This is a genomic window from Argonema galeatum A003/A1, from assembly GCF_023333595.1.
Classification (GTDB): domain Bacteria; phylum Cyanobacteriota; class Cyanobacteriia; order Cyanobacteriales; family Aerosakkonemataceae; genus Argonema; species Argonema galeatum.
This window is the reverse complement of the sequence record NZ_JAIQZM010000035.1, coordinates 1-24,162: the sequence shown is the minus strand read 5'-3', so window position 1 is coordinate 24,162 and position 24,162 is coordinate 1. Positions and strand designations below refer to the sequence as shown.

The 24,162-nt window shown below is 44.9% G+C and carries 28 protein-coding genes and 1 other RNA gene; 10 read left to right on the top strand and 19 right to left on the bottom strand.

The features are described from left to right. Positions 1 to 60 precede the first annotated feature (60 nt). The 8 genes from LAY41_RS25865 to LAY41_RS25835 all read right to left on the bottom strand — a co-directional run bounded on the left by LAY41_RS25865 (position 61) and on the right by LAY41_RS25835 (position 6,023). The gene (locus LAY41_RS25865) at positions 61 to 516 is read right to left on the bottom strand and encodes a hypothetical protein (RefSeq protein WP_249104441.1); all 456 of its coding nucleotides are present in this window, start codon (positions 514 to 516) and stop codon (positions 61 to 63) included. Further along, positions 516 to 2,411, bottom strand: a complete 1,896-nt coding sequence (locus LAY41_RS25860) for an AAA-like domain-containing protein (protein ID WP_249104439.1) — start codon at positions 2,409 to 2,411, stop codon at positions 516 to 518. Before LAY41_RS25860 ends, LAY41_RS25865 begins: the two co-directional genes overlap by 1 nt. A gap of 593 nt (positions 2,412 to 3,004) precedes the next feature. Continuing rightward, a complete protein-coding gene (locus LAY41_RS25855) occupies positions 3,005 to 3,661 on the bottom strand; it encodes a hypothetical protein (protein ID WP_249104437.1) in 657 nt (218 codons plus the stop codon). 146 nt (positions 3,662 to 3,807) lie between these two features. Further along, positions 3,808 to 4,194, bottom strand: coding sequence for a hypothetical protein (locus tag LAY41_RS25850; protein ID WP_249104436.1), 387 nt, complete (start codon positions 4,192 to 4,194; stop codon positions 3,808 to 3,810). A 35-nt stretch (positions 4,195 to 4,229) separates the two neighbouring features. Beyond that, on the bottom strand, positions 4,230 to 4,580 hold the full coding sequence (locus LAY41_RS25845) for a hypothetical protein (RefSeq protein ID WP_249104434.1): 351 nt from the start codon (positions 4,578 to 4,580) through the stop codon (positions 4,230 to 4,232). Positions 4,581 to 4,706: 126 nt separating this feature from the next. Beyond that, positions 4,707 to 5,138 carry a hypothetical protein gene (locus tag LAY41_RS25840; RefSeq protein WP_249104432.1) on the bottom strand — a complete coding sequence of 144 codons (432 nt, stop codon included), beginning with the start codon at positions 5,136 to 5,138 and terminating at the stop codon, positions 4,707 to 4,709. Between the two features lie 289 nt (positions 5,139 to 5,427). Next, positions 5,428 to 5,556, bottom strand: coding sequence for a hypothetical protein (locus LAY41_RS32420; protein ID WP_275974406.1), 129 nt, complete (start codon positions 5,554 to 5,556; stop codon positions 5,428 to 5,430). A gap of 5 nt (positions 5,557 to 5,561) precedes the next feature. Further along, positions 5,562 to 6,023 (bottom strand): VOC family protein, encoded by a 462-nt coding sequence (locus LAY41_RS25835; protein ID WP_249104430.1) that lies wholly within the window; start codon positions 6,021 to 6,023, stop codon positions 5,562 to 5,564. A gap of 124 nt (positions 6,024 to 6,147) precedes the next feature. Here LAY41_RS25835 and LAY41_RS25830 point away from each other — a divergent pair, with 124 nt between their 5' ends. After that, entirely contained in the window at positions 6,148 to 6,309 is a 162-nt protein-coding gene (locus tag LAY41_RS25830) for a hypothetical protein (RefSeq protein WP_249070152.1), read from the top strand. 58 nt (positions 6,310 to 6,367) lie between these two features. On the opposite strand, the gene LAY41_RS25825 is transcribed toward LAY41_RS25830, so the two are convergent. From LAY41_RS25825 to LAY41_RS25815, 3 genes are all read right to left on the bottom strand, one after another. Next, on the bottom strand, positions 6,368 to 6,622 hold the full coding sequence (locus LAY41_RS25825; RefSeq protein ID WP_249104428.1) for a hypothetical protein: 255 nt from the start codon (positions 6,620 to 6,622) through the stop codon (positions 6,368 to 6,370). 344 nt (positions 6,623 to 6,966) lie between these two features. Further along, positions 6,967 to 9,255, bottom strand: coding sequence for a CHAT domain-containing protein (locus LAY41_RS25820; protein ID WP_249104426.1), 2,289 nt, complete (start codon positions 9,253 to 9,255; stop codon positions 6,967 to 6,969). Positions 9,256 to 9,476: 221 nt separating this feature from the next. After that, a complete protein-coding gene (locus tag LAY41_RS25815; RefSeq protein WP_249104424.1) occupies positions 9,477 to 9,737 on the bottom strand; it encodes a type II toxin-antitoxin system ParD family antitoxin in 261 nt (86 codons plus the stop codon). Positions 9,738 to 9,843: 106 nt separating this feature from the next. Here LAY41_RS25815 and LAY41_RS25810 point away from each other — a divergent pair, with 106 nt between their 5' ends. Beyond that, positions 9,844 to 10,584: a cytochrome c biogenesis protein CcdA gene (locus tag LAY41_RS25810; protein ID WP_249104422.1), complete on the top strand. Its 741-nt coding sequence runs from the start codon at positions 9,844 to 9,846 to the stop codon at positions 10,582 to 10,584. Positions 10,585 to 10,639: 55 nt separating this feature from the next. Continuing rightward, positions 10,640 to 12,034 carry a cytochrome c biogenesis protein gene (locus tag LAY41_RS25805; protein WP_249104421.1) on the top strand — a complete coding sequence of 465 codons (1,395 nt, stop codon included), beginning with the start codon at positions 10,640 to 10,642 and terminating at the stop codon, positions 12,032 to 12,034. A 35-nt stretch (positions 12,035 to 12,069) separates the two neighbouring features. On the opposite strand, the gene queF is transcribed toward LAY41_RS25805, so the two are convergent. The 5 genes from queF to gloA all read right to left on the bottom strand — a co-directional run bounded on the left by queF (position 12,070) and on the right by gloA (position 14,305). After that, complete coding sequence (queF, locus tag LAY41_RS25800) at positions 12,070 to 12,501, bottom strand: preQ(1) synthase (RefSeq protein ID WP_249104419.1); 432 nt, start codon at positions 12,499 to 12,501, stop codon at positions 12,070 to 12,072. Between the two features lie 9 nt (positions 12,502 to 12,510). Beyond that, positions 12,511 to 12,945 (bottom strand): hypothetical protein, encoded by a 435-nt coding sequence (locus LAY41_RS25795; RefSeq protein ID WP_249104417.1) that lies wholly within the window; start codon positions 12,943 to 12,945, stop codon positions 12,511 to 12,513. Between the two features lie 187 nt (positions 12,946 to 13,132). Continuing rightward, positions 13,133 to 13,504 (bottom strand): phasin family protein, encoded by a 372-nt coding sequence (locus LAY41_RS25790; RefSeq protein WP_249104415.1) that lies wholly within the window; start codon positions 13,502 to 13,504, stop codon positions 13,133 to 13,135. Between the two features lie 24 nt (positions 13,505 to 13,528). Then, positions 13,529 to 13,625: signal recognition particle sRNA small type (ffs, locus tag LAY41_RS25785), an RNA gene on the bottom strand. A 245-nt stretch (positions 13,626 to 13,870) separates the two neighbouring features. Continuing rightward, positions 13,871 to 14,305 carry a lactoylglutathione lyase gene (gene gloA, locus LAY41_RS25780; protein ID WP_249104507.1) on the bottom strand — a complete coding sequence of 145 codons (435 nt, stop codon included), beginning with the start codon at positions 14,303 to 14,305 and terminating at the stop codon, positions 13,871 to 13,873. A 253-nt stretch (positions 14,306 to 14,558) separates the two neighbouring features. On the opposite strand from gloA, the gene eno reads away from it, so the two are divergent. Beyond that, positions 14,559 to 15,848 (top strand): phosphopyruvate hydratase, encoded by a 1,290-nt coding sequence (eno, locus tag LAY41_RS25775; RefSeq protein ID WP_249104413.1) that lies wholly within the window; start codon positions 14,559 to 14,561, stop codon positions 15,846 to 15,848. Positions 15,849 to 16,041: 193 nt separating this feature from the next. On the opposite strand, the gene argC is transcribed toward eno, so the two are convergent. Beyond that, complete coding sequence (argC, locus tag LAY41_RS25770) at positions 16,042 to 17,100, bottom strand: N-acetyl-gamma-glutamyl-phosphate reductase (RefSeq protein ID WP_249104411.1); 1,059 nt, start codon at positions 17,098 to 17,100, stop codon at positions 16,042 to 16,044. A gap of 379 nt (positions 17,101 to 17,479) precedes the next feature. On the opposite strand from argC, the gene ribBA reads away from it, so the two are divergent. Further along, the gene (gene ribBA, locus LAY41_RS25765; RefSeq protein ID WP_249104408.1) at positions 17,480 to 19,171 is read left to right on the top strand and encodes a bifunctional 3,4-dihydroxy-2-butanone-4-phosphate synthase/GTP cyclohydrolase II; all 1,692 of its coding nucleotides are present in this window, start codon (positions 17,480 to 17,482) and stop codon (positions 19,169 to 19,171) included. A 1,174-nt stretch (positions 19,172 to 20,345) separates the two neighbouring features. Next, complete coding sequence (locus LAY41_RS25760) at positions 20,346 to 21,785, top strand: tetratricopeptide repeat protein (RefSeq protein WP_249104406.1); 1,440 nt, start codon at positions 20,346 to 20,348, stop codon at positions 21,783 to 21,785. Positions 21,786 to 21,994: 209 nt separating this feature from the next. Here LAY41_RS25760 and mazF read toward each other — a convergent pair whose 3' ends face one another. Both mazF and LAY41_RS25750 read right to left on the bottom strand, forming a co-directional pair. Further along, positions 21,995 to 22,339, bottom strand: a complete 345-nt coding sequence (mazF, locus tag LAY41_RS25755) for an endoribonuclease MazF (protein WP_249104405.1) — start codon at positions 22,337 to 22,339, stop codon at positions 21,995 to 21,997. Beyond that, positions 22,336 to 22,578, bottom strand: coding sequence for an AbrB/MazE/SpoVT family DNA-binding domain-containing protein (locus LAY41_RS25750; RefSeq protein WP_249104402.1), 243 nt, complete (start codon positions 22,576 to 22,578; stop codon positions 22,336 to 22,338). Before LAY41_RS25750 ends, mazF begins: the two co-directional genes overlap by 4 nt. A 53-nt stretch (positions 22,579 to 22,631) precedes the next feature. Here LAY41_RS25750 and LAY41_RS25745 point away from each other — a divergent pair, with 53 nt between their 5' ends. The 4 genes from LAY41_RS25745 to LAY41_RS25730 are packed head-to-tail and all read left to right on the top strand — an operon-like array spanning position 22,632 to position 23,954. Further along, on the top strand, positions 22,632 to 22,907 hold the full coding sequence (locus LAY41_RS25745) for a hypothetical protein (protein WP_249104401.1): 276 nt from the start codon (positions 22,632 to 22,634) through the stop codon (positions 22,905 to 22,907). Between the two features lie 14 nt (positions 22,908 to 22,921). After that, entirely contained in the window at positions 22,922 to 23,473 is a 552-nt protein-coding gene (locus LAY41_RS25740) for a hypothetical protein (protein WP_249104400.1), read from the top strand. Positions 23,474 to 23,496: 23 nt separating this feature from the next. Continuing rightward, positions 23,497 to 23,721: a DUF2281 domain-containing protein gene (locus tag LAY41_RS25735; protein WP_249104398.1), complete on the top strand. Its 225-nt coding sequence runs from the start codon at positions 23,497 to 23,499 to the stop codon at positions 23,719 to 23,721. Next, entirely contained in the window at positions 23,721 to 23,954 is a 234-nt protein-coding gene (locus LAY41_RS25730; protein WP_249104397.1) for a type II toxin-antitoxin system VapC family toxin, read from the top strand. Before LAY41_RS25735 ends, LAY41_RS25730 begins: the two co-directional genes overlap by 1 nt. The last annotated feature ends 208 nt before the right edge of the window (positions 23,955 to 24,162 follow it).

Genomic DNA, 24,162 nt, shown 5'->3' with positions numbered 1-24,162 from the left:
ATTTAATTTTAGATTTGCCATTCAAAGAAAGCAATTTTAAATCTCAAATCTGCAATTCCCTTACTGGACTTCAAAATCCACGTTTCTGATTGCACTACCAGTACAGTTTACCTCTCTCTGGCGGGGAAAAGTCTTTACCGGAAGGAGGGAACCGGATTCGCTGCGAAAAACGCGAAGCACGTAACGACCTGCTGGCAAAGACGATAATTGATAAGAAGGGTTAGAAGAATCGATCCGAGCCATTCTCGATCGAGACTCATCCCTATTAGGAGCGGAAGGTACAACGTAATAAGAGCCGTCTTCTTGGATACCATCGCCGAATAATCGTCCGCTAATCGAACAAGATTTCTTTGCTTGTACAACGGGAGGTAGAACCTCCCGGCTTTCGTGACCAGGTTCAACCTGGTCACGAGAATACTCTTGGTTCAAGATTGCAGTTAAACCAACCCCTACATTACATATTAATAACGGTGCCAACAATATGGTAATCGCGACTAATTTTTGTGCTGTCTTCATCAACTGCTTCCCAATCGTTCTCTAAAATATCGACGATATAAATCGCAGCGCGGTTTCACATTATTACCTTGCAGATGTACCAACCCCATACTGTGCAATTTAAACGCCACTTCTGCTTCTAGTCGCACTGGGTTAGATGTAGCAACAACTTCGAGCATCGCTTGCGCTAATTCTGGGCGCTGTTGAAGATTCCACAAGTGGCGTCGCAGATGATCGCTATAAAGTCCCGCTTCTGTAGGTGCTGTTTGGAGCAGTTCTTCAAGGGTGATGTCTTGGCGAGCAATGTGATAGAGAGCAAACCGCTGTAAATATGGGTGTCCTCCCACCGTGTTCATCAGTTGTTCTACCTGGGAGGCGTTCCAATTCAATCCGTACCGCTGCGCCAATTCCTGCACTTGATGGCTGCTAAATTCTGGCAATTCAATTGGCAATCCTACGTTGAAAGGTGATTGATTGATGTCGAGGGGAATATAAACTTCTGTGGAATGTACGACTACCAAGCGAAGTTTTTTCCAAATGTCGCGCTTTTTCGATTCTTCGTGCCAAGTTCGGAGAAGTCCGAAAAAGTCGTCGGCAATTTCTGGGTGTTCAAAAACGCGATCGACTTCATCCAATCCCAAGACGAGGGGCTGATCTATTTCGGCGAGCAAGTATTTTTCAAAGTAGGCTTTGCAGTTAACTTTGCTGCCAAAAATATCATCCCAATAGTCCGCTAGTTTATTAGGCAGCTGCAATTCTAAACCAACACAAGCGCAGAACCACTTTAAGAATCGATCCAGGTTGCTGAAGATCGATCGCTCTGCTAGGTGAAAGCTCAAACTTACTGTTTTACAGCCGGAATTTTCTGCGTGATTGAGAATCCTAGCCATTAAGGAAGTTTTGCCCATTTGTCGGGGTGCTTTGATGCGAATCAGCGCACCCGGTTGCAAAATCATTTCGTAACAGCGAGATTCAATCGGAGGTCGGTCTATATAAAAGGAGGAGGCTAAGTCCACTTGACCCTCCGGTACTTCCGGCGCTGCTACTGGTAATGGACGACCGTCCAAGCTTTCCGATGTTACGGGTATGGTTAATGCGATCGGGGTAAGACTGAGATCTGTTCGATCGATCGGCCCTTGGGCATCAGATTGTATATTCTTACGCCCATCTTTGACAAAGCTGAGGATTTCTTGCACAACGGCGGCTGTGTCGGCTTCTCCTCGCCACTGAATTTGGGGAACGTCGTGTAAATGGCTGCGAAGGTCGTAGCTTAGCGGCGAGTTGAGGGGAAAATCGACGCGAATGGCTAAAATTGCTGGTTTGTTGTGGATAGAACGCAACTCTTTGACGCGCTGTACTTCCGAGATCAGCATATCGCTGAAGGCGGATTGAGGAGATAGCAGCAGCAGGAAGTAATCGCACTGCTTTAATTCGATGTCGATGCGTTGGGGCCAATTTTCTCCCAGCCGGATGGTTTCCTGTGCCATGAATACTTGCTGACTAGACGCTTTCAGGGCTTCTGAGAGCTGTTCGGCAAGGTGGAGGTCTGGTTCTTGGGGGCGGTAGGAGATAAAGATCGCATTTTGGGTCTGGGTATTGGAAATTTCAGATAAGGGCGACGGCATCACCGCGTCTCCATATTTTCCTCTTCTTTCCTCTTCTTCTCTAGGCCGCTGCGCCTGATTGTGCAGGTAAATGCGGAGACGGTTCTCTTTGCCTCTGGTAAAACCGTCGATGCCAAACTTGTTATAGACTTGGCCCATGCGTTTGAGGCAGGCACCTTCGGAAGTTTCCAGTTTCAAGGCGATTTCTTCGTATTCCATCTCCTCTGCAAAGCGCAGCAAGAACACTTCCTCCTGTTCTGGAGAAAGTTCGCGATCGTGCGCCATCTGAATTAGGAATTGACGCGAGAACATCTGTAAATCGCCTCTCTAACGACACAACTACTTAGACTCTAATCACCTCCTCAAACGCTACCTCTGAAATAGTTTACAAAAATTATGAGTTAAATAACCTAAGCAAAGCAGAGTTTTAAGCGTGGTTCAAAGGTTTCCGCAGAGGTAACCTTGTCTATTGAATGGAGTCACACAGGACAAGCAAGGTGAATGCCTCTGTTTCTACGATAGCTTACAGCGGTTTTCAGTTGTATGAAGTACACCGCAGAAACCGGGTTTCTTCAAGAACTCTTTAAGAAACCGGGTTTCTTGAAGAGGTTTCTTCAAGTTTCTCTGTATCTCATACCAAATCCGCAACGATTACCCCCGTTATGTCTATAGGCTGTAGAGATGTTTCATGAAACGTCTCTACAATGTTTAGGCCAAAAATTCTCATGGGGTAACCAACCCGGATTTGGTATCACTCACCTGAAACGGGCTCTATACCTCAGATGTAACCTACTATAAGCAAAAAGCACCGAGTCTGTTCGCACAGGCGAGACTTCGGTGTTTGGATGTTGTTTAGAAGCGAAATGCCTACAAAATGCGATCGCGTAGTAGTCTTTGGTATTTGGCTATTCCACATCGATAATGAAAATCTGCCTTACTATGCCGCTACCTCCTGTGGCTTGATCTATTGTTGTGCCAGAACCAGAAAACTCTACTTGAACGGAGGAACTTGCAGGTGTATAGTTACCTGAAATTTGAATATTGTGTCTGCCTCTGGAGAGAAATCTTGATAAATTAACCGTACCTCCACGACCTTTAATTGTTTTAACAACTCTGCCGTCTACAGTGATTTGTGCAGTTAATTCTGTGCCTGAATCGCTGCTAATTACCAGATTATGAGCTTGCCTGATATTTGGCGAATCCAGATTAATCCTGGTGGTTTGTTGTTGCTCGGAAACATTTTGGCGCGGCTGACGAGGCTTTGTTATATGTATGGCAGGAGGATTTTTTCTTTGTGGCTCTCTAGCAAGTAAATTATCTGTTTGGGTGAGATTACTTGGAGAAACTTCTCCTGAATCAAGATGTGGTAAGAAAAAACTTTTGTTTATGTATAGCAAGTGATTGAACTTACTAGATTTGCCGAGAGCCTGGGGATTGTAATTAAAGTCAATGCTGGATTCTTGGCTGGCACTATCCAAAAATATTTCTGCGATCGCGGCCCGATCGTATGCGGCGACTAAAGCAATGCAGGTAGTAGCAAAAATCAAAATCATCCGATTCATACTGTAACTCCTAATTTAAGAAAAACGACTGCTCAAAATTATTCCCTTCTAGCTATTCACTAGGCGTATTTATTTCGAGCAATCGTTGATTTTTCTTTGCGAGAAAATCTGATTAAACTCTAGCAGAAAGATCGGAAAATTACTTTTTACCGAGGCTGTAAATTTCTGTATCGATCTGCTGCGTTGTATACGTCAATTGTGGGATTAACTCGAATCTGAACTGTTGGGCCTTTCCCAATTCCATTATTGCTACCGCCGCGCAGAGTTTGTCGTACATTTCGTTCTTGAACTGCCCGACCCGGCCCTACATGAATCTGTTGACCAGTAGTTACAATAGCGTTTCCTCTACAAGACCCTTCACTTTGCATATCTACGTTATTGCTGCGTCGCGCTGGCCCAGAACCACTGATGGAAACTTGAATTCCCTGATCGAATTGCACGCATTGTGCCCTAACAGAAGAGTTTGAAAAAGGCTCAAAAACTAAAACAGCAGAAACAGATAAAAAGCTAAACGCAATTAAAGAAACTCTCATGTGTATCTCTTGAAAAAGCTAGTGGAAGAAATATTTCAAATGGACCGATCGACAAAACCCGGATAGCTTCGATCGCTATTGAATTGCCGCCCGTTTTGACGAACTGTATTGCGATCGCCCCTGACATCGACTCCCTGATTTTGGTTCTGCACAACACCCCGGTTGCCCCATCTCTGACGCCCGCCTCTACCGCTGCGATCGATATTAATCACATTGATATGTTTTTTCACATTATTGCTGTTGCCCGTCACGGTAGCGGTTTGCGAACTTTGTTGAGAAACAGCACTATCACCACCTCTACTGTTGTAAGATTGAGCCATTGCAGGCAGGGGCAACATCCCAAGAGTGGCAAAAGCCAAAACACCAAATATGTAAGTTTTATTCATGGCTTTATTTTCTGTAAGTAACAGCTTCTATTAGGAGGAAGAAAGTGCTGAGGCTTGAAGCGTTCGCAAGCCTCGTACTTTCTTCCGCCCTACTAGGAAGCTGACAAAATCACGCGGTCGCGGTAACTAAATTCCCTTTTTAGCGCAAGTATTATTACAGCTAGAGGGACGATGAACGGGACGACGAAATTGATTTTGGTTGCCATTGCTTTGCCGAGCTGTTTGATCCACTCGGTTACCATACCCATGACTGTTGGCTTCCTGATATTGGTCTTGTACAACCCCTTGATTGCCTGTTCCTTGGCTACGACCGCCGTAATTTGACTGACTGGAATTCTGGTTAATTGAGTTACCCTTACCCTTAACAGTCGCTTGTTGGTTACTTGTCTGAATGACAGCGTTGTCGCCACCACGAGATTGGCAGCAAGGATTAGGATTAGCTTGGGCCGTAAAGGGAACCAGCCCAAGGGTGCTGGCAGTCAAAATACCCAGTATGTAGGTTTTCTTGGCAATCTTTGCAAAGCTCAGGCCAGTTTTAATTGAGTTGGTGTTCGTCATGTCAGCTTCTTCCTGTAAAACTAATTGTCGTTTGGATAGGAGAGTAGAATTTCTCTTGGTTTTTCCAGAGCCTCTGTTCGCCTCTGAAACTATATTGACTCACCTCTGCTATCCTCGTCAAGTATATTTACAAATCTTCATATAACTAACCTGACTCTATATCCCGCAGTGTCTGAAACTCAAGCAGGACTTAGGCCGGAAGGGGCTAGTGCCTTCGTCGGAAGTTGTAGGGGCGGGTTTTGTCATGATTCTTGTGGGTTAGCCACAAATTATAGCTAGGGACTAGGGGCTAGCTATACTTGCGATACCAAATCGGCTTGCCTAAACCCTTTTTTACCCGACGACTAAAGTCGCGGCTATACAAACAAAGCCCGCGCTGGCGGGCTTCAAGTACGCGATCGCGATCGGATCTTGCCATCCTATTTAATTAGGATCGCAGCGTATCTCTATCAAAAAACCATCAGGATCGTAAAAATAGATTCCGCGTCCGGTAGGACGAGTAACCGGGCCATGATCTATGCGTATTTGATGCAGTTTCAGCACTTCAAGCGCGGTATCGAACAACTGCGGATCGATATCAAAGGCTAAATGATTGGCGCGAGTAAAAGCGCGACTGGGGTCTGGATCTGGCGGTGAGAGATCCGGTTCCCAAAACAAATCGATCACTGTACCATCGGGAGTAACGAAGTTGGCAACTTTCCCAGCAGCTACCAAGTCAACCAGCGTTTTGGGAACCTCATCGCCTGTCAATTCGTGCAAACCCAGGATATTTCCGTAGAAATGGCGAGAAACCTGCATATCTTTAACGTTCAAGGCGATATGGTGAACGCGACGCAGAGTACCTGGGATAAGTGCAGCGTTAAGGGATTGGGGGTGAGACAGCATGACACGAAGCGATCGATCGCATGAATGCCATCAGTCTACCTCAAATGCCGCCAAAGTTAGAGGTTTATCTAAAATTGAGTAGATAGACTGAAAGAGTAGAAATAATTGATGATAAAAAACACCGATGAAAAAATCAGTTTCGATGGTTCTGCTATTATCTTTATTACTGATGGCAATCATATCTCCTTTTTCGGCTCTATCCTTACTGATGGTATTCGTTTTGATTTCAACAATTGGCTGGACAATCTGGACGTTGGTGCGAACTGCCGTTAGCGATGATGCCTAAATCTGGGTTTGTTCAGAAGGCGCATCGAGATCGATCCAGAAAATATCACCTTGATTGATTACCATTCGCCTTCAACAATCCGCCGATGATAGCGGCTTATAGTGCGAAGCATAGTTTGTTCTTCCTCATCGGGGGGGTCAGCGTATGCGGCATTAATTTTCTCTAACAATTGTAGATTTTGACGACGGCGGATAAATTCTTCTAGCGCAAGTGCCATTAAGCGACTGCGTGAGACTTTCAGTTCTTCAGCTACCGCCTCCGCTTGTTTAAACAAAGATTCTGGCAGCGAAATTGCTGTTTTGACGTTTGCCATGAAATTATACTTTCAGGTGAAATAAAAGTATAACTTTTGGTTTGACTAATTGCAATACGCGGTAGGTATAGCTAGGGACTAGGAGAAGTTTAGGTTATTCCGTTCCCGCCACAAGATTATGTAGGGGCGAAGCATTGCGGAATTAACGTTTCGGTTTTGAGTTAAGATAAATCCCGCAATGCTTCGCCCTCCCACTAGACCTCTCCAGAAATTAAAGGTGCGTTACCTGTAACCCTCGTAGAGACGTTGCATGCAACGTCTCTACATTCTTTTTTGGAGAGGTCTACTATACATAGTCTTCCACCGGGAAGGGAGTAAAGCAGAAGTACACCGAGTTTTTTTGCTCACTCAGCTTCTCCAATCAGAGTAAAAGCTGCCCAATTTTTCGGTTCAGGATTACTTTTCATCACCTTCAACATCGCCTGCCGCAATGCCTGCGCCTTATCAGGCATTTTTTGAAGATTTTGATAAAATTCAGCCATCAACGCTGCTGTTGGGGCATCTGGCACCGACCAAAGCGATACAATTACACTGGGTACGCCCGCACTAATTAAACTACGTGATAATCCAATTACGCCATCACCAGTTAGTTTTCCACGTCCAGTATCGCAAGCACTTAAAACTACTAATTCGGCGTGTAATTTCAAATCCAAAATTTCGCTAGAAGTCAGTAAACCATTATCATTTCCTGATGGTGCAAGTGCTACTGCACCGGGTATGCCTAGACCTGTAAAATCATCCAGTAATCCGTGCGTTGCTAAATGAATAATCCTGGCTTTTGGTAATAACTGTAATATCGCTAATTTGGTAGCATCATTACCTGTAAGCGCTTGCGTATTGAATAATTGAGCAATCGTTTTTGCTTCGGCTTCTGAACCGGGTAAACTGGGTAATTTTTGCGGTGTTTCTCCAAATTTAGGTGCAATACTAGGCATATTGGGATTACCGACAATTAAGATATCTTTACCTGAAACTAATTGTCGTTGTTGATGAGTTAAATCTAATACTTGAATTGATGGTGCAGTCAGAATTGTATGTTTTTCGATTAGATATTTGCCTTGCGCGTCAAGGAGTGCAACAAAGGGAACTAGGAATAATTCGTCTTGAGGAACGAAAGTAACACGGGCGTTAGGATCTGTAGGTAGTAAATCAGCAATTGGTTGGATGAGTAATTGATGTAGTTGTTGTAATTTTTCTGTTTGGTTTACTCCTTCAACTCTAGCGGATACAAATAAACCTCGACCTCTGACGCCGATTGATTCCCGACTGGTGGTAACGAGGTCTGCTAATGTTGTATTTTGTTTCTGCCATAATGGTTTGAGGTCGCTGCGGCGAAAGGTAACTTCCCCTGTGGGTTTGATTACCCAAATATATAGTTCTGATTGTTTCCATTGCTGTTTACCTTGGATTTGGAAGTCATCATAAATTATCGAATATTGAACTAAGGTAGATTTTTGCTGTTGGGCAATTTTTTTAAGCTGGGTAATGGTAGGTTTAAGAGATGCAGTAGGCAAGGTTTCTTGAGGATTAGAAGTTAATTTTTTGGCTAATAATTCCACAAATGCTCTAGCGCGACCTCGTTCAGCTATTTCGAGCGCGGTATCTGTTTTATTCTGGGCAATGAGAACTTGTTGTAAAGTGCGATAGGACCGAGATTGGTCCTCAAAAATTGATACTTTTTGGGCATCGTTTAACCCACCTCGGAGTGATTCGTATACTTCAATAGCATTGTTGAGGGTTGTCTCTGCTGCTGCGAGATTGCCAGATTTGAATAGAGTAAATCCTAGATTATTGAGTGACTTTCCCTCCCCAAGTCGGTCTTTGATTTCCCGTAAAATGGCCAAACTTTGCTGTTGGTATTCTATAGCTTTTGGGTAGTCTCCCAGGGAATAGTAAGCATTTCCCAGATTTCCGAGTAAGGTTCCCTCTCCTTGGCGGTCTTTAATTTCCCGTGAAATAGCCAAACTTTGCTGATAGTATTCTATAGCTTTTGGGTAGTCTCCCAGGTTACGGTAAGCTTCTCCCAGATTTCCGAGTGCATTTCCCTCCACTTTTCGGTCTTTAATTTCCCTGTAAATCGTCAGTGCTTGTTGCCAAGACTGTAACGCTGCTTCAAATTGACTGGTCTGAAACTGCTCAATCCCTTGTTGCAATAATCTATCTGCTTCTACTTTCCGGGGATTATTTTGACCTTGAAGTTGTGATAAAGCTTGCTGACCTAATTTCTCTAGCTGGGGGTCATTGATTGAGTGTGCGATAGTTACACCCTGTTCTAAGAACTCAATAGCGTGAGGTAAATCTCTTAAAACAGCGTAAGCACCTCCCATTAATAGTAACGCTCTGGCTTCTCCCCTTTGATTGCCAATTTCCTTATAAATAGCAAGCGCTTGTTGCCAAGACTGCAATGCTGCTTCAAATTGACTGGTCTTTGCTTGCTCAATTCCTTGTTGCAACAGTCTATCTGCTTCTGCTTCGCGTGCATCAGGCGTTTGCGCCAACACCAGCGGCGTAGAGAATATTACCCTTAAATTAGCAGCAAAAGGTATTGCACCAGCACTCAGCAGCGTAATCAGTACAGTAAAGCCAATTTTTCGGAGATGCACGGTCATTTTCTGGGAAAAGTGCAGCGACATTACTGTTTTACTCCAAGGTGAAACGGCAGGATAAACAAAGATTTTGGCAGTTTTGATCTTTAGACATCTCCACAAATTAAAGGTGCGTTACCTGGAACCCTTGTAGAGACGTTGCATGCAACGTCTCTACATTCTTTTTTAGAGATGCCTAATGTAAGTCGCTAATTCAATCAAGTCACGGATAACTTGTGGACGTTTTTGGAGCGAGGTCATTTTTCCCCCTACAACCCCTGATGCTTGGAAATACGCGATCGCACAGCTTGACGAATCTCCATCCAATCTTGCTCCGTCATCGCCGTAGCATTTCCTGATTCCAAACCCTCTAATAACATCCCTTCCAAACGTTCTGTAGCTTTGCGTTTTTGGTCTTGGCGAATTAACTCACGAAAATACTCGCTAACTGTACTATAACCCCCTTGGGCTACCTGTTCTTCAATATAAGTTCGCATTGAGTCAGGTAGAGAAATATTAATACTTGTCACGGGTATTACTTACCTCATTTAACTCCTTATTTTTATTCTGGTATATTTTGCCCAAATCGAATCTAAGCTACAATGCAGACAGGTCAAGCATTCCACTAGCCCCAGCATGATAGAAACACTGCAAACTTATCTCTACCACCTCGGACAATTTGCCGATACCCTCGTCAAAACTCAGCTAACTCAACTCAGTTGGCTGAGTGTGGGCATCATTTTTGCAGCGGGCTTGCTCACCAGCCTGACACCCTGTATGCTTTCCATGTTACCGATTACGATCGGCTACATCGGCGGCTATGAAGCCAAAAGCCGCCTGCAAGCAGCCGCACAATCCACCTGGTTCTCCTTGGGATTGGCAACCACACTCGCTGGATTGGGAATTGCCGCAGGTTTGCTGGGACAAGTTTACGGTCAAATTGGCATTGGGTTGCCGATCGTCGTTAGCATTATCGCTATCCTGATGGGGTTAAACTTACTAGAAGCCCTGCCTTTACAGTTTCCATCCTTTACCAACACAGAATTTATCTCCAAAGATTTACCAGCAGGAGTCCGTTCCTATCTGCTAGGTTTAACATTCGGCTTAGTTGCTTCTCCTTGCAGCACCCCCGTTCTAGCAACATTGTTGGGATTTGTTGCGACAAAGAAAGACGTGATTTTAGGCGCTGTTTTGCTGCTATCCTATACATTAGGATACGTTGCACCATTAATTGTGGCTGGTACTTTCACCGCCTCTATTAAAAAATTATTGGAATTGCGTCGTTGGTCTGGTTGGATAAATCCAGTTAGCGGCGCATTGTTAGTAGGATTTGGCGTATTTTCGCTGCTGTCTCGGATTCCAGTGAAAATGTGGTAACTACCAATTCGGAATCACTCAAGAAAAAGCGCGATTGAAATAAAAATAAGGAAAAATGACAATTAACAATTACCAATCACCAATTACCAAAGTAAAAAAATTCTTCCAGGGCGAGTTATTGCCGCTACTGGCAAATTTACGATTTGCGATTTTGCTACTGCTAGCGATCGCACTATTCAGCATCAGCGGCACCGTAATCGAACAAGCTCAATCTATCCCATTTTACCAGACAAACTATCCAGAACATCCAGCTTTATTTGGGTTCCTCACCTGGAAAGTTATCTTAATCTTGGGATTAAACGATGTTTATCGAACTTGGTGGTTTTTATCCCTGCTAATTCTGTTTGGCAGCAGCTTAACAGCCTGCACCTTTACCCGTCAATTTCCAGCTTTAAAAGCTGCCCGCAGTTGGAAATTTTACGACCAACCCCGCCAGTTTGAAAAATTAGCTTTAAGTGCAGAAATAGAAATAGGTTCGATAAATTCGTTATTGCCTGCTTTGCAAAAGCGCGGCTATCGCATCTTTCAAGAAGCAAATACTCTCTATGCTCGTAAAGGCATAGTCGGACGCATCGGCCCGATCGTCGTTCATGCCAGTATGCTACTCATTTTGGCAGGGTCGATTTGGGGAGCTATGAGCGGATTTCTAGCTCAAGAAATGGTTCCTAGCGGGCAAACTTTTCAAGTCAAAAATATCATTGAAGCTGGGCCTTTGGCCGAACCGCAATTTCCCAAAGATTGGTCATTAAAGGTAAATCGCTTCTGGATTGATTACACGCCACAAGGCTCAGTTAACCAGTTTTATTCCGATCTATCAGTTTTGGACAAAGAAGGAAAAGAAGTAGATCGTCAGACAATTTACGTCAACAAACCGCTACGCTATCGGGGAGTGACATTTTATCAGACAGATTGGGGCATCGCCGCGATCCGATTCCAGTTTAATAATAGCCCAATTTTGGAGTTGCCTATGGCTCAATTAGATACCGGCGGTAAAGGTAGAATTTGGGGAACTTGGATTCCCACCAAACCGGATTTGAGTGAGGGAGTTTCCCTTTTAACACGGGACTTGCAAGGAACTTTATTAATTTACGATACTGCTGGTAAACTAATATCCACTCTTCGCGAAGGAATGTCCGCCGAAATCAATGGCGTCAGGTTCAAAATTGTGGAAGTTGTTGGCAGTACTGGTTTGCAAATTAAAGCCGATCCGGGTATTCCATTTGTTTACACTGGCTTTGGTTTACTCATGCTAGGCGTGATTATGAGCTATGTCTCTCACTCCCAGATTTGGGCCTTACAAGAAGATGGACTCCTTTATGTAGGCGGTAGAACAAATCGCGCTCAAGTAGCCTTTGAGCGCGAGATTATAGAGATTTTGGATAGACTCAAAACGCCTACAATGAGTGAAGAAGTTGCGATCGCACCCACCTCATTAGCCAGCGAAAGTTGATGGCGGAAGGCGGAAGAGGGATTCCCTCTTCCCTCTTACTTTTGGTGACGCGCCTCAATCACCGTATGTACATTACCGCGAGGAGTAAAATCCCCTTTGACACTTACCTCTAAAGGATCGCAAGCAGCAATAAAATCATCCAAAATTTGATTAACCGATTCTTCGTGAGATATGTAACGATCGCGATAGCTGTTAATATAAAGTTTCAGCGCCTTCAGCTCCACCACCTTTTCATCCGGCACATAGGTAACGTGGATTGTCGCAAAATCAGGATATCCAGAAAACGGACATTTACAAGTAAACTCTGGCAAAGTAATGTTGATATTGTAGCGTCGCCCCACGCGGGGATTGGGGAAAGTGATCAGCTTTCCTTCCTCAATATCCCGTTCCCCATACTTCATCTCTAAAGTTTGCTCCAATACTACCGACTCTGGCGTGGTATTGAATTGAGTTGAGGAGTTAGCCATGATAAGTACCTAAAAAATAAATGGTGGATTGTAATCGTTATCCATTCTGTCACCCGATTCCCAATCTGGGCAATTATCCCCATCCCAACCATAAGGGTGCATTCCACAAACTAACAAATTACCCCCATAAGCTTGACCGTGGAAATGACGACAACCAACACAAGCAGGATGTTGGGTTTGCAAACAAACTTCCGGATCGCTTACTGACCATTCATCCTCGAAAAATGTCTCTTCCAGTTGCGAATTCAGCCCCAGAAATGGCTCGACCACTTGACTAAAAAACCGCTCTACATCTTCTGATATACTGGTCTGCAACTCATGGGCAACTTCTTCAGTAACCACTGCAAACGTTTCCAGCGCTTCAGTAATATCAAGTAAGAACTGCTCCGCGTCATTCGCAACCGTCTCTAGTATTTCAACCAAATTTTTCTGCAATTCTTCCATAGTTTTTTATGTTGGCCTAGCTCTCAAAATAAATTAGAATCTTCTTGAGACAAGCCTTTTAATGTGAACATCTTTATAAACAATTATTAGCCATTGTAGCTTGCCAATCTATGCCAAAAGGCTGATTCTGTAACCATAAGCACCTAGCATAACTTCAAGTGCTGACAACGCATCTGCTGTCACCATACTAATCCTGCTTCAGATGGCGCAGTTCTTCTTGCAGTGCTATAACTTGTTCTCTTAAAGAATCCACATTTTTAGTTTCCCCCCCAGCGGAGTCATCGTCTTCAACGACAATTTCAATGCGACGCGGTTCAGAAGGTTTGGTGTCCGTGGATGAGGTGATAGGTTGCTGCTGCTGGGCTCGGTTTACCATCTCGTCAACCAGACGTCGGGCTTCTTCGGTTGTCATTTCGCCTTTTGCCACCATTTCATCTGTGAGTTTTTGGGCTTGCTCTCGCAGTTCCCCTAGTGTTACGCCCGCCTTCTCTCCCGCAGAGGCAACTACCCCAACTCCCAGGTAAAACGCTTTTTTAACCAGATCTCCTAAACCAGCCATAGCCGCTGCTGCTCTTAAAAAAAGGGTGACCCGGAGTTCACGCCTGCTACAAGCATCCCGTATTGCTGCTACCTTCCGGTTCTGACAAGGTTTGGGCGTTGTGGCCGCGTGAGTCCAGGTCTAAGACTAGGATAGCATGATTCACAGAACTTGTGCAGCCAAAAGTCAAAAGTCCAAAGGGACAAGGGGGACAAGGGGGACAAAGAAACTCTTCTGACCAATGACTAATGACTAATGACCAATGACCAATAGACATCTCCAGAAATTAAAGGTGCTAACCCTTGAACCCTTGTAGAGACGTTGCATGCAACGTCTCTACATTCTATGAAAGGAGATGTCTAATGACCAATGACTAATGACTAATGACTAATGACTAATGACCAATTCGGATTCCTGGTTCTGGGCGGCTGAGCTTGTCGTACCGACCTGAATGAGCTCAACCTTATACCCATCGGGGTCTTGCACAAAAGCAATCACAGTATTACCGTGTTTCATCGGGCCTGGTTCTCGCACTACTTTACCGCCACGAGCCTTGATTTGTTCGCAAGTACCGTAAATATCATCGACTCCGATCGCAATGTGACCGTAAGCATCGCCCAAATCGTACTTATCAACTCCCCAGTTGTAAGTTAATTCCAATACAGTGTGGTCAGACTCGTCCCCATATCCGACAAAAGCCAAAGTAAATTTGCCATCTGGATATTCTTTCTGGCGCAGCAACCTCATACCCAGCACTTCCGTGTAGAACTTAAGGGATTCTTCCAGATTGCCCACTCGTAGCATTGTGTGTAGCAGTCGCATGGCCAACTCCAAATTCACTCGCTCTTCTCCATTCTAGGGGCAGGCTAAAGCTGCGAACTATAACAGTTACGGGAAAAGAAGGATGTCACCAAAACAACGGACAAAATCCGTAGATATCTTTAATCTGTGTCTGAAGTGTATGTGAAACATCTATGCTTAACGATCGGGCTGGCTGGGGTGCGTCTTTCTCAAAAAGCACGTGCAGCCCGTCGTGAACCAGTTGCCATCAGTGCTACTACAAGGTTAAATCACCATGACTGACACACTCGATACTGCGATCGAATTTATTCAAGCGCGAGAAATCCTCGATTCGCGGGGGCGTCCTACAGTTGAGGCGGAAGTCCATCTGGCTAACGGCGTTATGGGACTAGCCCAAGTTCCCAGCGGTGCTTCTACTGGCACGTTTGAAGCCCACGAACTGCGGGATGGGGATAAAAGCCGTTACGGAGGTAAAGGAGTTCTCACCGCTGTAGAAAATATCAAAGAAAAAATTGCTCCCGAATTGTTAGGTTTGGATGCGGTTAATCAAGAACTCTTAGACCGCACCATGATCGATCTGGATGGTTCTGCCAATAAATCCAATCTGGGCGCAAATGCCATTCTGGCGGTTTCCCTTGCAGCAGCCAAAGCTAGTGCAGCCGCACTGACGCTGCCCCTATATCGCTACCTGGGTGGCCCCTTGGCGAACCTATTGCCAGTGCCGTTGATGAACGTGATCAACGGTGGTGCCCATGCCGATAACAATGTGGATTTTCAAGAATTCATGATTGTACCTGTGGGTGCAACCTCTTTTCGGGAAGCGCTACGCTGGGGTGCAGAGGTGTTTGCATCTCTGAGCAATGTGTTGCACGACAAGGGTTTGCTGACTGGGGTGGGCGATGAAGGTGGTTTTGCTCCCAATTTGGAGTCAAATCAAGCGGCTTTAGATTTGCTGGTTGCGGCTATTGAGAAGGCTGGCTATAAACCGGGAGAAGAAGTTGCTTTGGCACTGGATGTGGCAGCTAGCGAGTTCTACAAAGAAGGCCAGTATGTCTATGATGGTGCAGCTCACTCGCCGGGTGAGTTTATAGATTATATGGCGACTTTGGTTGGGCAATACCCAATTGTTTCGATCGAAGATGGACTGCACGAGGAAGACTGGGAGAATTGGACGCTGCTGACGCAGAAGTTAGGTAGTACCGTTCAGCTAGTCGGGGATGACTTGTTTGTCACCAATCCCATCCGTTTGCGAAAAGGCATTGAGACGAAAGCCAGTAACTCCATTTTGATTAAGCTCAATCAAATTGGCTCTTTGACGGAAACTCTCGAAGCGATCGATCTGGCAACCCGCAATGGTTACCGTTCGGTGATCAGTCATCGCTCCGGCGAAACTGAGGATACCACGATCGCGGACTTAGCTGTGGCAACTCGTGCCGGTCAAATCAAAACTGGTTCTCTCTGTCGCAGCGAACGGGTGGCTAAATACAATCGTCTGCTGCGAATTGAAGAAGAATTAGGTGAACAGGCGATTTACGCCGGTGCTGTTGGTTTAGGGCCTAAGTAGAAAAGTCAAAAGTCAAAAGTCAAAAGTCAAAAGTTAAGAAGGGAGTGGGAGAGTGGAAGAGGGGGAGAGGGGGAGAATGACTAATAACTAATGACTAATGACCAATCCCCAATCCCCAGTCCCCAATCCCCAGTTCCCAATCCCTTGTTAACTTTTGACTTTTGACTTTTGACTTTTGTGGCCCCAGTCTCGATCAGGGATAGAAACACATATTGGGCAATCCCAACGTTTCGTCCCAACCCATCATCAAGTTTAAGCACTGTAAAGCTTGACCTGCTTGACCTTTCATTAAGTTGTCAATTGCTGACATTACGATTACCCGATCGGTCCTGGGGTCAACTTCGACGCCGATATAACAGAGATTTGTGCCACAAGCCCATTTGGTTTGGGGATAAATACCACCTGATAATACTTTCACCCACGGAGCGTTGCGATAGAAGGCATTGTAAATGGTAATTAAGTCTTCTCGCACTAGCCCCGGATCTCTTAAAGTGGCATAAACAGTTGCCAAAATTCCCCGCACCATCGGAATTAGGTGGGGAGTGAATTGCACTGTAACTTCGTGTCCGGCTAAATCGCTACAAATTTGTTCGATTTCCGGGGTATGCCTGTGGCGGCCTACGCCATAAGCTCCCAAGGAGTTGTCTGCTTCTGCTAGCAACATATTGGTTTTGGCTTGACGCCCACCGCCAGAAGTGCCGGATTTGGCATCGATAATGGCGGTTTCTGGCAAGATTAAACCCTGTTTGAGCAGCGGTGAAAGCGCTAGCAAACTGGCTGTGGGATAGCAACCGGGACATCCCACTAACTGGGCTCCTGCAATGCGATCGCGATATAGTTCTGGCAAGCCGTAGACGGCGGTAGCTGCTACTTCTTTATCGGTGCGATCGCCGCCGTACCATGATGTATAAGTATCTAGATCGGCAAAGCGATAGTCGGCTGAGAGATCCAAAACTTTGCATCCCTTCTCCAACAGAGTTGGTGCCATCTGATAGGCTAAACCATTGGGGAGAGAAAGAAAAACAACTTGACATCTAGAGGCTATTTTTTCTAAATCGATCGGTTCGATCATCAGGTCAACTACATGACCCAGGTGCGGGTACAGGTCGGAAAAAGGCTTCCCCGCACTGCTCTCACCGCCTAAGTAAACCAGTTCGACTCCTGGATGTTCCATCAGCAGTCTCACCAGTTGGACGCCGCCGTAACCTGACGCGCCTACAATCCCAACGGGCACGCGCCCCATATCACCCATGATGCTTGACCTTTTTACGCTTTTGGTTTACAACAAAACGGTTCAACTTTTGCTGCATTGTAGTACTAAAATCCCACTTTGGAATTTTAGATTTTAGAAGTCAGTGGTCAGTTGTCAGTGGTCAGTTGTCATTCTCCCTTTCTCCCTTTCTCCCACTCTCCCACTCTCCCACTCTCCCACTCCCTTTTTGACTTTTGACTTTTGACTTTTGACTTTCCTAGCCCCTGCCTACGGGAAAAGGCTACAATCAAAAATGAAAAGCTTTAAAAAAGTTTACGATCGCTTATAGCAACCGCCAGGGCGGTTAAGACATTCTTAATTCTTGAAACCCTTGATTCTAAACCCTTCTTCCCCTAGCCCCTAGTCCCTAGCTATAACTGTGGAACCACCGCAAAACATCTCTATACAATCTTTTCAGTTTGATTCAATTGACGCCGCTCTAGCAGATATAAAAGCCGGTCGAGCGGTGGTGGTGGTGGATGACGAAAACCGGGAAAACGAAGGTGACTTGATCTGCGCGGCTCAGTTTGCCACGCCCGACCTGATTAACTTCATGGCTGTGTATGCGCGGGGACTGATTTGTCTGGCGCTGACTGGCGATCGGCTCGACGAACTAGACCTGCCCTTGATGGTCACCAACAACACCGATAGCAACCAAACAGCTTTCACGGTCAGCATCGATGCCTCCCCTCATCTGGGCGTTAGTACCGGCATCTCAGCAGACGATCGCGCCCGCACTATCCAAGTAGCAATTAACCCAGCTACAAAGCCTAACGACTTACGGCGTCCCGGCCACATCTTTCCCCTCCGCGCCAGATCTGGGGGCGTCCTCAAACGGGCAGGTCATACTGAGGCTGGTGTTGACTTGGCTCAATTAGCGGGATTGTACCCATCTGGGGTGATTTGTGAAATACAAAACTCCGATGGCTCGATGGCCCGATTGCCAGAGTTAATTGAGTATGCCAAAACTCATCATCTCAAAATCATCAGTATTGCAGACCTGATCGGTTACCGCCTCCAACACGAACGCTTTGTCTGCCGCGAAACTGTTGCCCAATTACCCAGCCAATTCGGTCAGTTCCAAATTTATGCTTATCGCAATACTCTAGATAATTCCGAACACATCGCCATTGTCAAGGGAGATCCAGCCGAATTCTCAGACCAAGCGGTGATGGTGCGGATGCACTCGGAATGCCTCACGGGTGACGCTTTGGGTTCCCTGCGCTGCGACTGTCGGATGCAGTTACAGGCAGCAATGAAGATGATTGAGAGTGCTGGGTCAGGCGTTGTGGTCTACTTGCGCCAAGAAGGTCGAGGAATTGGTTTGATTAATAAGTTGAAGGCGTACTCTTTACAGGATTTGGGGTTGGATACAGTCGAAGCAAATGAGCGATTGGGTTTTCCTGCTGACTTGCGGAATTATGGTGTGGGGGCTCAAATTCTCAACGATTTGGGTATCAAAAAAATCCGCCTGATTACTAATAATCCTCGCAAAATTGCTGGTTTGAAGGGTTATGGTTTGGAGATGGTCGATCGCGTGCCGTTGCTGATAGAAGCGACTGACTACAATTCTGGCTATCTCGCCACTAAAGCTCAAAAGCTGGGTCATCTGCTGTTGCAGACTTATCTGGTGACTGTGGCGATCGAGTGGAAAGATGAGTCGGCTTCTGTGCAAGAACGCTACGAACGATTGGAGAAATTGCGCTTTTTGGCGGGTTTGTCTCATCTTTTGTTGCAGGAAGAAGCGCGACCTGTAGCGATCGCTCTTTTCGGCAATCCTTCCCTCACCGTTCATTTAGGCTTCGATCAACCCAATTTAGCAGCACCGGGATGGTTCGAGCAACCCAACCATCCTTACGTCCAAGCTATAGCCCAAATTCTGGACAATTTAGCCGCTTGGCCTAATCTAAAACGGCTGGAATTCCTGATTTCGCCAGGGTTTGACCCTATGACTAGCTTGCAGGTACAGCTCGATCGTCAGACTTTCTCTTTGCCCCAGCTGCCTTCATCAGTCTGTAACCGCTTAGAAACCCAAAAAATCTATAGCTTTTCTGCCGATAACCGTTCCTAAAAATGGGTCTAGAGGAATCCGGCCTGCTACTCTTTTCCCCCTCTCAAGAATATCTATAAAAGCCGCAGAGGGGCAGAGGGGCAGAGGGGAAAAAAATGATAGATAATCTTCTGGCGGGAAGGAAGTAATACCAAATCCGGGTTATTTACCCCCTTTATAGTGTGAAGTGTAGGGGTGAAGCATTGCGGCAATAAGTGTATTCCCAAGAGCCAAAGCCTTTCTACCGCAATGCTTCACCCAACTTATGGATAACGGGGGTTTTTATCCCGGATTTGGTATAATGTTTTTTATTACTCCCTTCCCGGTAGAAGACCATGTATAGTAGGAGGGCGAAGCATTGCGGAATAAATCTTTACTTAAAACAGAAACGTTAATTCCGCAATGCTAAGTGCATCCGCACCGCTTCGCGAACGCCCCTACCAAATCTTCTGGCGGGAAGGGAGTAACATTTTTGTAGGGACACGGCATCATAAATAAGTCTGTCATACAAAAAATTTAATTATGCCGTGTCCCTACTATACTTCGCACGGGCATAAATGGGCGAAGCATTCCGTGAATAATTTGTTGGTTGAACCCAAAGATCTTTGACGGAATGCGAAAGCCCCTACAGGGATAAAAAAAGCTCTGTCTGTGACCGTGCTGAGTATAACTACAGCATATTTGACACGAAAGAACCCGCTACCTTGCTTTCCGCGCCAGATCGCAGCCAATTGGCGTTGCCGTTGAGTTTGTGAAGCTTAAGTGAAAACCCAGAGAAGATATTTAAAGATTCTGTAAAGACTGATATGTTAACGTAATTTTAGGTAAAAATAACAGTATATTCACGGATTAGAGCCATTAAAGAAACTGAGGAATTAAGTAATTACCCTCAAGTCATTACCTCAAAGCCACAGGCAAACAAAGGCATTCTCGGTGTAAACAAGAAGCTAGGGTCATCTAAGTAGGTCGGCGGAAATAAATCATTATTGGTAGTTGCGCTTTAGCGGTATAGCGCAACTACGTACCAAATCGAGAAATTTTACGTTTTTTTACGTATCTTGGTTTTTTATTGCCGACTTACTTACTCAAGTTTTATGCTTTCAGACTTTTAGACCTATGAACTTGATTGCTTAAGCAATCCGAGGAATAGCCAAAACTTCATAGATAAACCATTGGTGAATCAGGATTGCAAACTATGAGTATTAAAAATTGCTTGAATCAAGGTGTATATAAGGCTCAGCAAGGAGACTATCAAGGTGCCATTGAAAAATTCGATCGCGTTCTGCGCCTTGAACCGAATCATGCCAAAGCCTACTACAACCGGGGTCTAGCCCGCTATGACTTGGGAGATTACAAAGAAGCGATCGAAGACTTTAACCAAGCTGTGCGCCTCCAACCTGACTATCTGGCAGCTTATAGCAATCGGGGCAATGCCTACCATAACTTAGGAGAATATCATAAAGCGATCGCAGACTTTAGCCAAGCAATACAACTGAATCCAAACTTTGTGATTGCTTACATCAGCCGAGGTCTAGTCCATTTTGACATGAAGGACTTTCCTGAAGCTATAGCAGATTACGATCGCGCTCTGCGGATTGACCCCAACCTAGCTGAAGCTTATAATAATCGCGGTATGGCTCGATTTCAGATGGGCGACTCAAGCGGAGCTATTGACGACTTTAATCAGGCTCTAGAGATTGAGCCAAACTTGGTCGAAGCTTACAACAACCGGGGTCTAGCTCGCTTTGAAGTGGGGAACTCAAGAGGAGCAATTGAAGATTTCAAACTGGCGCTGGCAATGGATTCCAGTGTAGCAGAACTTTACTACAACCGAGCTTTTGCCCGTTGCACGTTGGGAGATGAGAAAGGCGCGGTTGAAGATTACAACCAAACGCTGGGTATCAATCCCAACGATGCGGAAGCTTACAATAATCGAGGGAATGTCTGCGCTTTGATGGGAGATAGTCAAAGTGCGATCGAAAACTATACTCATGCGATCGAGATTAATCCCCATAAAGCTAATGCTTATTATAACCGGGGGCTGACCCACTATGCTGTGGGAAATCATCACAGAGCGATCGCAGATTTCGATCGAGCGATCGAGCTTAATCCCAATTATGCAGCAGCATACAACAATCGGGGACTTGTGCTTCGCGACAAGGGAGACATCCAGCAAGCTTTAGAAGACTTCAATCAGGCGTTGCAGCTAAATCCTAACTTAGCTGAAGCCTATGTAAGCCGGGGTTTGGGACGCTCCGATCTGGGAGATAAACATGGTGCGATCGACGATTTTAACTACGCATTGCAACTCAATCCCAACGATGCCAGAACTTACAATAGCCGGGGATTTGCTCGTTACAGAATGGGCGATAATCAACAAGCAATTGAAGACTTTAACCAAGCTTTGCTACTGAATCCCAATCTAAGTGCAGCTTATCTGAATCGGGGTCTAGCTCGTTTTCATTTGGGCGATCGATTAGGCGGTATTGAAGATATTAACCACGCATTGCATCTCAATCCAACTAATATCTCTGCTAATTCGCCGATGAGTATCAATCCCGTGAGAGAAAATTCAGAAGCCCTCTCAAGTCACACCATAAAAGAGTGGAAGCTTTTTCCTAGTTTACTTGATTAATTAACCCATTAGTTTTATAGTAATATAAATGCCCCAGATGTTGTAGCAGATTAAATCATTTTGGCATTTTGTACAGAGAACCGGGTTTCTTGAACAATACCTTCGCCATTTTTCGATTTGGCGAAGGTATTGGTATAAGGAACCGGGTTTTTTCCCAAATCTTTGCACTGTAACGAAGTCTGTCGCAAAAACCCGGTTTCTGGCCACTTTTACAGTAACAATGGCTCAATTTTGGCTTGCACTTCCTCAATCACATCTTCAGATACAGACTCAACGAATCGAACACCGCGAGCTTTCCAGTCTAAACACTTGATTTGATCGGCAAGAATTACTCCTTCAACTTTCAATGTAGTTGGTAGAGAGACTTCAAAAGGATACCCTTTTTGTTGTTTTGTAATCGGCATAAATAAAGCTAAGGAGCTTTTCTCATTGTAAGCACGAGGCGATAGCACAAAAGCAGGTCTAAGTCCTTTTTGTTCGTGTCCCTTAGTTGGGTCAAAGTCTAAATAAACGATATCGCCTCGACTCGGAATGTAGGGATTTGATTGTGTCACCAAACTTCATTCCCCACAGCAACTCCACTATCAATCTCATTATGAAGATTTTCTGGAGTAATCGCTTCTATCAATTCCTCTAGGGAATATCGCCGACGAGTTATCGGCTCGATTGTTAGCTTACCATCTATCAATACAAACTGCACTTGGGAACCCTCAGCTAAGTTAATCTCTTTAGCTAAATGCTGTGGAATCCGAACAGCAAGACTGTTTCCCCACTTGGCGATCGTCCCAACCATAGCCTAATCCTCTAGCTAGTGATATTACTCTGAGGAATTCACCTTTTTTCAGGATGTATATACAGAGTGTCTACAGTATAGCAACTAATACCAAAGAAACCGGGTTTTTAAGATTTTTGCCGACAGTAACGAAGTCTGTCGCAAAAACCCGGTTTCAGGCCAAAGCTAATGGCTATGATGTACCTTGGGGTAGAGTGGATTGGACGGATCACGATCGCCCCTCCGATCATCCCAACCCCCATATCCACGAATTCCGCTACAATTGGGAACAGAAAAGATGGGAATCAGGATTGCAAAAATTTTGGTGGTATCCCAGAAATATTGATTAACTAAAGGAGAAATTATGGATGCCTGTTTTGAAATATTGCTTTCGACAAGACAGACTCTTGAGTATTTAGAATGTGATCGGGAAACTTTTACTTGGGGTGGTGTAGAATATCCTCAAGGTGAAAAATATTACCTTTGTGGAAAATATATAAAATTAGTAGAACGGGAAATTTTGCCCCATATAATCAAGCGCTTACCCCCCGCTTATGGAACTATGCAATGGCTGAATTTTTCGGTGCAATGGAAAGGATTAGACTTGTTAGAATTAGAGGTAAATGGTTCAGAGATAGATTGGGAAGGCAAAAGTTTTGATGAGTTTCTCAAGGTGATTCTGACTGAGCAACCTCAATGGGTGGTGATATTTGAATGGCACTGCGATCGCATAGATAGTCTATATCAACAGAATGTGCATGACTGCATTTCTCGGATTAAAAATAACTTGAAATGGGATAATAATAGAGAGGGATTTCTCGTACTATCTTTACCAGAAAATGAGGTTGGCTCATCTGCGATGGCTAGCGAACTTCCTTGCCCGGACTTCATGCTAGAATGTAATTACCAGTCCTAAGAAAATATCGAGTGAAATAAACGATGAATTTAGAGCAAGCTGTTTTACATAAGTTGCGGGCATTGCCCCCAGAGAGACAGCAAGAAGTTTTAGATTTTGCTGAATTTCTTCAACAAAAAAATATGCCTAAACGACCGCTAAAGAGTGTCAAAGGGTTGTGTGCTGACTTAAAAGTAGATATTACGGAAGAAGACATCGCCCAAGCCCGACAAGAAATGTGGGGCAATTTTCCGAGAGAGGATATTTAATGACAGCCGTTATCGCCGACACTCATACAATTATCTGGTATTTGCGGGAGACTGCTCGATTATCGCCAGCAGCAATGATGGCTTTAGATGCAGCATCAGCAGGAGGCTATCCGATTTATGTGTCCGCGATTTCTGTGGTAGAAGTAGGCTATCTAGTGGAAAGGTATCGATTGCCTGAAGAGGCATTTGGGCAGTTAATTAATGCTTTATCTGATTCGGGGACTGGGTTATAAATAGCGCCTCTGGATTTAATAACCGCACAAATTCTGCGTCAGATTCCCCGCGATGTAGTGCCAGATATGCCAGACAGAATTATTGCCGCTACTGCTTTATCTTTGAGTCTTCCCTTAGTCACCCGCGATGGGAAAATTCAAGCTTAAACTACTATTCAGACAATTTGGTGAATATGATAAAATAAATATCGGTGTTACTACCTACCCC

Bases quoted from the DNA above. Each gene is read 5' to 3' on its own strand.
- LAY41_RS25865 (WP_249104441.1), bottom strand. From the start codon at position 516: ATGAAGACAGCACAAAAATTAGTCGCGATTACCATATTGTTGGCACCG.
- LAY41_RS25860 (WP_249104439.1), bottom strand. From the start codon at position 2,411: ATGTTCTCGCGTCAATTCCTAATTCAGATGGCGCACGATCGCGAACTT.
- LAY41_RS25855 (WP_249104437.1), bottom strand. From the start codon at position 3,661: ATGAATCGGATGATTTTGATTTTTGCTACTACCTGCATTGCTTTAGTC.
- LAY41_RS25850 (WP_249104436.1), bottom strand. From the start codon at position 4,194: ATGAGAGTTTCTTTAATTGCGTTTAGCTTTTTATCTGTTTCTGCTGTT.
- LAY41_RS25845 (WP_249104434.1), bottom strand. From the start codon at position 4,580: ATGAATAAAACTTACATATTTGGTGTTTTGGCTTTTGCCACTCTTGGG.
- LAY41_RS25840 (WP_249104432.1), bottom strand. From the start codon at position 5,138: ATGACGAACACCAACTCAATTAAAACTGGCCTGAGCTTTGCAAAGATT.
- LAY41_RS32420 (WP_275974406.1), bottom strand. From the start codon at position 5,556: ATGGCAAGATCCGATCGCGATCGCGTACTTGAAGCCCGCCAGCGCGGG.
- LAY41_RS25835 (WP_249104430.1), bottom strand. From the start codon at position 6,023: ATGCTGTCTCACCCCCAATCCCTTAACGCTGCACTTATCCCAGGTACT.
- LAY41_RS25830 (WP_249070152.1), top strand. From the start codon at position 6,148: ATGAAAAAATCAGTTTCGATGGTTCTGCTATTATCTTTATTACTGATG.
- LAY41_RS25825 (WP_249104428.1), bottom strand. From the start codon at position 6,622: ATGGCAAACGTCAAAACAGCAATTTCGCTGCCAGAATCTTTGTTTAAA.
- LAY41_RS25820 (WP_249104426.1), bottom strand. From the start codon at position 9,255: ATGTCGCTGCACTTTTCCCAGAAAATGACCGTGCATCTCCGAAAAATT.
- LAY41_RS25810 (WP_249104422.1), top strand. From the start codon at position 9,844: ATGATAGAAACACTGCAAACTTATCTCTACCACCTCGGACAATTTGCC.
- LAY41_RS25805 (WP_249104421.1), top strand. From the start codon at position 10,640: ATGACAATTAACAATTACCAATCACCAATTACCAAAGTAAAAAAATTC.
- queF (WP_249104419.1), bottom strand. From the start codon at position 12,501: ATGGCTAACTCCTCAACTCAATTCAATACCACGCCAGAGTCGGTAGTA.
- LAY41_RS25795 (WP_249104417.1), bottom strand. From the start codon at position 12,945: ATGGAAGAATTGCAGAAAAATTTGGTTGAAATACTAGAGACGGTTGCG.
- LAY41_RS25790 (WP_249104415.1), bottom strand. From the start codon at position 13,504: ATGGCTGGTTTAGGAGATCTGGTTAAAAAAGCGTTTTACCTGGGAGTT.
- gloA (WP_249104507.1), bottom strand. From the start codon at position 14,305: ATGCGACTGCTACACACAATGCTACGAGTGGGCAATCTGGAAGAATCC.
- eno (WP_249104413.1), top strand. From the start codon at position 14,559: ATGACTGACACACTCGATACTGCGATCGAATTTATTCAAGCGCGAGAA.
- argC (WP_249104411.1), bottom strand. From the start codon at position 17,100: ATGGGTGATATGGGGCGCGTGCCCGTTGGGATTGTAGGCGCGTCAGGT.
- LAY41_RS25760 (WP_249104406.1), top strand. From the start codon at position 20,346: ATGAGTATTAAAAATTGCTTGAATCAAGGTGTATATAAGGCTCAGCAA.
- LAY41_RS25750 (WP_249104402.1), bottom strand. From the start codon at position 22,578: ATGGTTGGGACGATCGCCAAGTGGGGAAACAGTCTTGCTGTTCGGATT.
- LAY41_RS25745 (WP_249104401.1), top strand. From the start codon at position 22,632: ATGTATATACAGAGTGTCTACAGTATAGCAACTAATACCAAAGAAACC.
- LAY41_RS25740 (WP_249104400.1), top strand. From the start codon at position 22,922: ATGGATGCCTGTTTTGAAATATTGCTTTCGACAAGACAGACTCTTGAG.
- LAY41_RS25735 (WP_249104398.1), top strand. From the start codon at position 23,497: ATGAATTTAGAGCAAGCTGTTTTACATAAGTTGCGGGCATTGCCCCCA.
- LAY41_RS25730 (WP_249104397.1), top strand. From the start codon at position 23,721: ATGACAGCCGTTATCGCCGACACTCATACAATTATCTGGTATTTGCGG.